Source organism: Frankia sp. CeRuru1, from assembly GCF_977966315.1.
This window is the reverse complement of record NZ_CDWWEW010000415.1, coordinates 1-4,273: the sequence shown is the minus strand read 5'-3', so window position 1 is coordinate 4,273 and position 4,273 is coordinate 1. Positions and strand designations below refer to the sequence as shown.

5 protein-coding genes are annotated in these 4,273 nt (G+C 69.2%); all 5 read right to left on the bottom strand.

What is annotated here, in order from left to right; translation table 11 throughout:
• The coding region (locus tag AC08OP_RS21645) for a TetR family transcriptional regulator (RefSeq protein WP_476615859.1) at window positions 1–281 on the bottom strand (281 nt) is incomplete at its 3' end.
• Between the two features lie 157 nt (window positions 282–438).
• Complete coding sequence (locus AC08OP_RS21640) at window positions 439–1,623, bottom strand: lipid-transfer protein (RefSeq protein ID WP_476615858.1); 1,185 nt, start codon at window positions 1,621–1,623, stop codon at window positions 439–441.
• 157 nt (window positions 1,624–1,780) lie between these two features.
• Window positions 1,781–1,999 carry a hypothetical protein gene (locus tag AC08OP_RS21635; RefSeq protein WP_476594187.1) on the bottom strand — a complete coding sequence of 73 codons (219 nt, stop codon included), beginning with the start codon at window positions 1,997–1,999 and terminating at the stop codon, window positions 1,781–1,783.
• A complete protein-coding gene (locus AC08OP_RS21630) occupies window positions 1,996–2,574 on the bottom strand; it encodes a sigma-70 family RNA polymerase sigma factor (protein WP_476615857.1) in 579 nt (192 codons plus the stop codon). Before AC08OP_RS21630 ends, AC08OP_RS21635 begins: the two co-directional genes overlap by 4 nt.
• A 6-nt stretch (window positions 2,575–2,580) precedes the next feature.
• Window positions 2,581–4,128 (bottom strand): sodium:solute symporter family protein, encoded by a 1,548-nt coding sequence (locus tag AC08OP_RS21625; RefSeq protein WP_476615856.1) that lies wholly within the window; start codon window positions 4,126–4,128, stop codon window positions 2,581–2,583.
• Window positions 4,129–4,273: the final 145 nt, after the last annotated feature.

Genomic DNA, 4,273 nt, shown 5'->3' with positions numbered 1-4,273 from the left:
TCGGCGCGCAGCAGAGCATGGTCGTCAGGGGTCAGATGGCGGGCTTCGCGCTGCCAGAGCACGCCGATGTGGCGTTCATCGAGGCAGCGGGCGGCGAGCCGGGCCGACGCCGTGGCGCGGTCGGTGCGGCCGGCACGGTCCGCGAGGTCGAGATCATCGAGCAGGCGCCGCAGCGGGGCCAGGCCTGCGGAGATGACCTCGCGGAGCAGGTCCTGTTTACCGGAGAAGTGCCGGTACAGCGCGGACGGACCGACCCCCACGGCCTCGGCGAGATCGGTCATGCCGATCTGGTCGTAGCCGCGGCGGGCGAACAGGTCCGAGGCGGCGCCGAGGATCAGCGCTCGCCGGTTACGCGGGCGGGTGCCGCGCGGCGGCGCAAGCGTGCGGTCCGGCAGGACAACCCCCTCGGTACGACCCCCTCGGTCTCCGAGGTGCGGATCAGCCTACCTTCTCGTAGAGGGCGACCACGGCGGCGCCGCCGAGGCCGATGTTATGCTGCAGCGCCACGGTCACGTCCTCGACCTGGCGCTTGTCGGCCTCACCGCGCAACTGCCACACCAGCTCCGCACACTGCGCCAACCCGGTCGCGCCCAGCGGGTGCCCCTTGGACAGCAGCCCACCCGACGGATTGGTCACCACCCGGCCGCCGTAGGTGTTGTCGCCGTCGACGATGAACTTCTCCGCCGTGCCCTCCGGGGTCAGCCCCAGCGCCTCGTAGGACATCAGCTCGTTGCTGGTGAAGCAGTCGTGCAGCTCCACCACGCGCACGTCGAGCGGGTCCACCCCGGCCACCTCGTACACCTGCCGCGCGGCGGCCGCGGTCATGTCGTAACCGACCAGGCGCATCAGGTCCCCGTCGAACGAGGACGGGGTATCCGTGGTCATCGCCTGCGCGATGATCGCCACATCGGCGCGCAGCCCGTGGGCGCGCGCGAAATCCTCGGAAACGACCACCGCGGCGGCCGCGCCACAGGTGGGCGGGCAGCACTGCAACCGGGTCAGCCAACCGAGGATCCGCGGCGAGGCAAGAACCTCCGCCACGGTCACCGGATCAGTGAACACCGCATACGGGTTGTTGGCCGCGTGCCGGCGCGACTTCACCGAGATCCGCGCGAATACCGCCGGGTCCATCCCGTACTTCTCACAGTAGGCCGCGCCCGCACCGGCGAAGTACCGCGGTGCGAACGGCACCCCCTCGACCTCGCCCTGCACCTTGGTGACCACTTCGTCGAACCGCCCGAAGGCGTTGGGCCGGTCGTCCCACTGCATCGTCAGTGCGCCGCGCCGCATCTGCTCGAACCCGAACGCCAGCACGCAGTCCGCCGCCCCGGAAGCCACCGCCTGCCGCGCCAGGAACAGCGCCGACGACCCACTCGAGCAGTTGTTGTTCACGTTCACCGCCGGCGCCCCGGTCATCCCCACCCGGTACAGCGCCTTCTGCCCGCTCGTCGAGTCGCCGTACACATAGCCGGCGTACGCCTGCTGGACCGCAGCCAGGTCGATCCCAGCATCGGCCAACGCCGCCCTGACCGCCCCCTCGGCCAGCACGTCGTAGCTGTCGCTCCTGCTCGGCGTCGCGAACGGCACCATGCCGACGCCCGCCACCATCACCCGACTGCTCATCATCACTCCCTGGGCTAGCTGTTGTTCACTTAACACCGTGAGCACCACAGTAGCGCACGTCAAGGGGAGAGGTGTGGCGTAAGCGTGCTTGCGAGGATTCACAAGGTGGAGCGACGCGGGTGTGTCACAGCCTGCGGTCGGGCGAAGTCCACACCGGTCAGTGGTTGAGCGCCCACAGGCCGACCAGGTTCGCGAAGGTGAAGACCACCGCGATGACGACGGCGAGGATGAGCCGCCTGCGGCGCTCGCGGCGGCGCCAGGTGGCCCGCGCCCGCCGGTAGGCGTCGGGCGACACGGGCACGCCGTCGGCGAGAGCGTCCAGGGCGTCGCGCAGCCGTCGTTCGGTGTCGTTGAGCGGCCCGGTGTGATACGTCATGTCTGGGACTCCATCGCGCGGGACAGCGCCGCCATTCCCCGGGCCGCATGGGCTTTCACTGCGCCGCAGGAAATCCCCATGACCGCGGCTATCTCGGCTTCCTTCAGGCCGAGCCAGTGCCGCAGTACCAGGGCCTCCCGCTGGCGCGGCGAAAGCCGCTGTAACGCGACGACTACAGCTCGCTGTTCGTGTCGCAGCAGCGCTTGCGTCTCCGCCGATTCTACCTGGCCTGATGGCCATTCCAGATGTTTTCGGACGACCTGGAGATGGCGTAGTCGCATTCGGGTGAGATTGCAGACTATGCTACGTAGATACGGCAGGGTGGCGGTCGAGTCCCGCAGTTTTCGCCAGCGCCGGTAAAGCTCGTAGAACGCCTGCGCGGCGATATCCTCCGGGTCGTCCGCGCCGAGGAGGGCGGCCAGTCGTACCAATGAGACGTAGTGGGTATTGAAGAGTCGCGTGAGGGCGGTCTCCCGATCAAGATCGCGAAGATTCACCTGGATCTCCCCGGCCGGCAGCAGGGTGGCGGCGTCGCCGGCAGTGACGGCTGCTGGATCTTTGAGGATGCCCTGCACCGCCGCTCACCGCCGTCCCGGCGCGTCCGGCCGGGGGAGTCGGTCCACCTGGGATATCCGGCTGCTTCGGGCCACGCCGACGCGGTGAAGGACCGGGGTGAGCGCGGTGGCGACCGCCAGATTCAGCCCGAGCGCGAGGAGCGCCGTGTACAGCGGCACGGACGCCCCGAACAGGTGCAGGTTCACCACCGCGGAGAATGCGCCGGAGGTTACCAGGCAGGTTCCCGCCGCCATTCCTACCGCCCATCCGGCGAGCAGCGCACCGCGATGCAGCCAGGTGGAGAACAGGCCGATCCCGACCGCCGGGAAGGTCTGGAGTATCCAGACCCCGCCCAGCAGCTGCAGATCGATGGCATCCTGGTCGTGCAGACCGAGCACGAAGGCGAATGCCCCGATCTTTGTCACCAGCGAGACACCGCGGGCCACCCGGACCTGATGCTTGGGGGTGGCCGTGGGGTGAAAATACTCGACGTATACGTTGCGGACGAAGAGCATAGCGACCGCCACCGACATCACCGCCGCGGGGACGAGCGCCGCGACAACGAGCGCGCCGAAGACGACGCCGGTGGCAACCGGCGGGGCCAGCTGCTGGACGAGCAGAGGGACAGCTGCCTCGGCCTGCCCGCGGGGTGCGCGTACCCCCGCGGCCAAGGCGGCAACGCCGAGCAGCCCGAAGAGTCCGAGCAGGCCCGTCCAGGCCGGCAGGGTGACCGCCGAGCGGCGCAGGACGTCGGGGTTCTTCGCCGCGAAGGCGGCGGTGAGCACGTGTGGGTACACCAGCAGGGCCATCGCCGAGCCGAGCACGAGGCTCGCGAACGCGGCGAACGTCGACGGCTCCAGCGTGAGTGACGGATCCGGCAAGCCGTCCGCGGCCATGTTCCGCCGTGCCGCAGCAAAGATCTCGCCGGGTCCGCCGAGTCTGGCTAGGACGAGTCCGACCACGGCGAAGACCGCCAGGAAGATCAGAATTCCTTTGGCGACCGAGACGAGTGCCGGAGCGCGGATGCCGCTGTGATAGGTCGCGACGGCGAGCACCCCGAACACCGAGGCCAGCACCAGGTCGCCGGGCAGCCCAGGCGGGATGAGGCCGCCGGCAACGAGCACCGCGCGGACGCCGACCAACTGCAGCGCGATGTACGGCGTGGTGGCCACGATTCCGGTCAGCGCCACGGCGAGCGCGAGCAGCGGTGACTGGTGGCGTTCCCGCACGTAGTCGCCCACCGTGACGTAGCCGTGGCGCCGAGCCGTCTCCGCCAGACGTGGGAGGAGCACGAAGGCTAGCGGATAGACGATGATCGTATAGGGCAGCGCGAAGAAGCCGAGAGCGCCCACCCCGTAGACGAGGCCGGGCACCGCGGCGAAGGTATATGCGGTGTAGATCGCACCGCCGAGCAGGAACCAGGTCAGAACGCCACCGAACGGGCGCCCTGCGAGCGCCCACCCTTCCGGCGAGGGGAGCTCGTCCCGCCGATAGAACGCGTGCGTCCTTACCGATAGTAACGAAGTGCCTGCTATCACGACGGTGAATCCCGCCACGGTCGTCCCGTCGGCCATCCGAACACCCTCCGTTACACGCGGCTTCCCGTGCGGCGCGGCGAGGTTGCCGGGGGAAGCCCGCCCGGTCGTCCCGCCCGGTCCTTATTCCAGTTGCGCACCGAGCCGGCGCGGTTGACACGACATCATCCCGAAACAAGCCGTA

Bases quoted from the DNA above. Each gene is read 5' to 3' on its own strand.
- AC08OP_RS21640 (WP_476615858.1), bottom strand. From the start codon at position 1,623: ATGAGCAGTCGGGTGATGGTGGCGGGCGTCGGCATGGTGCCGTTCGCG.
- AC08OP_RS21625 (WP_476615856.1), bottom strand. From the start codon at position 4,128: ATGGCCGACGGGACGACCGTGGCGGGATTCACCGTCGTGATAGCAGGC.
- AC08OP_RS21635 (WP_476594187.1), bottom strand. From the start codon at position 1,999: ATGACGTATCACACCGGGCCGCTCAACGACACCGAACGACGGCTGCGC.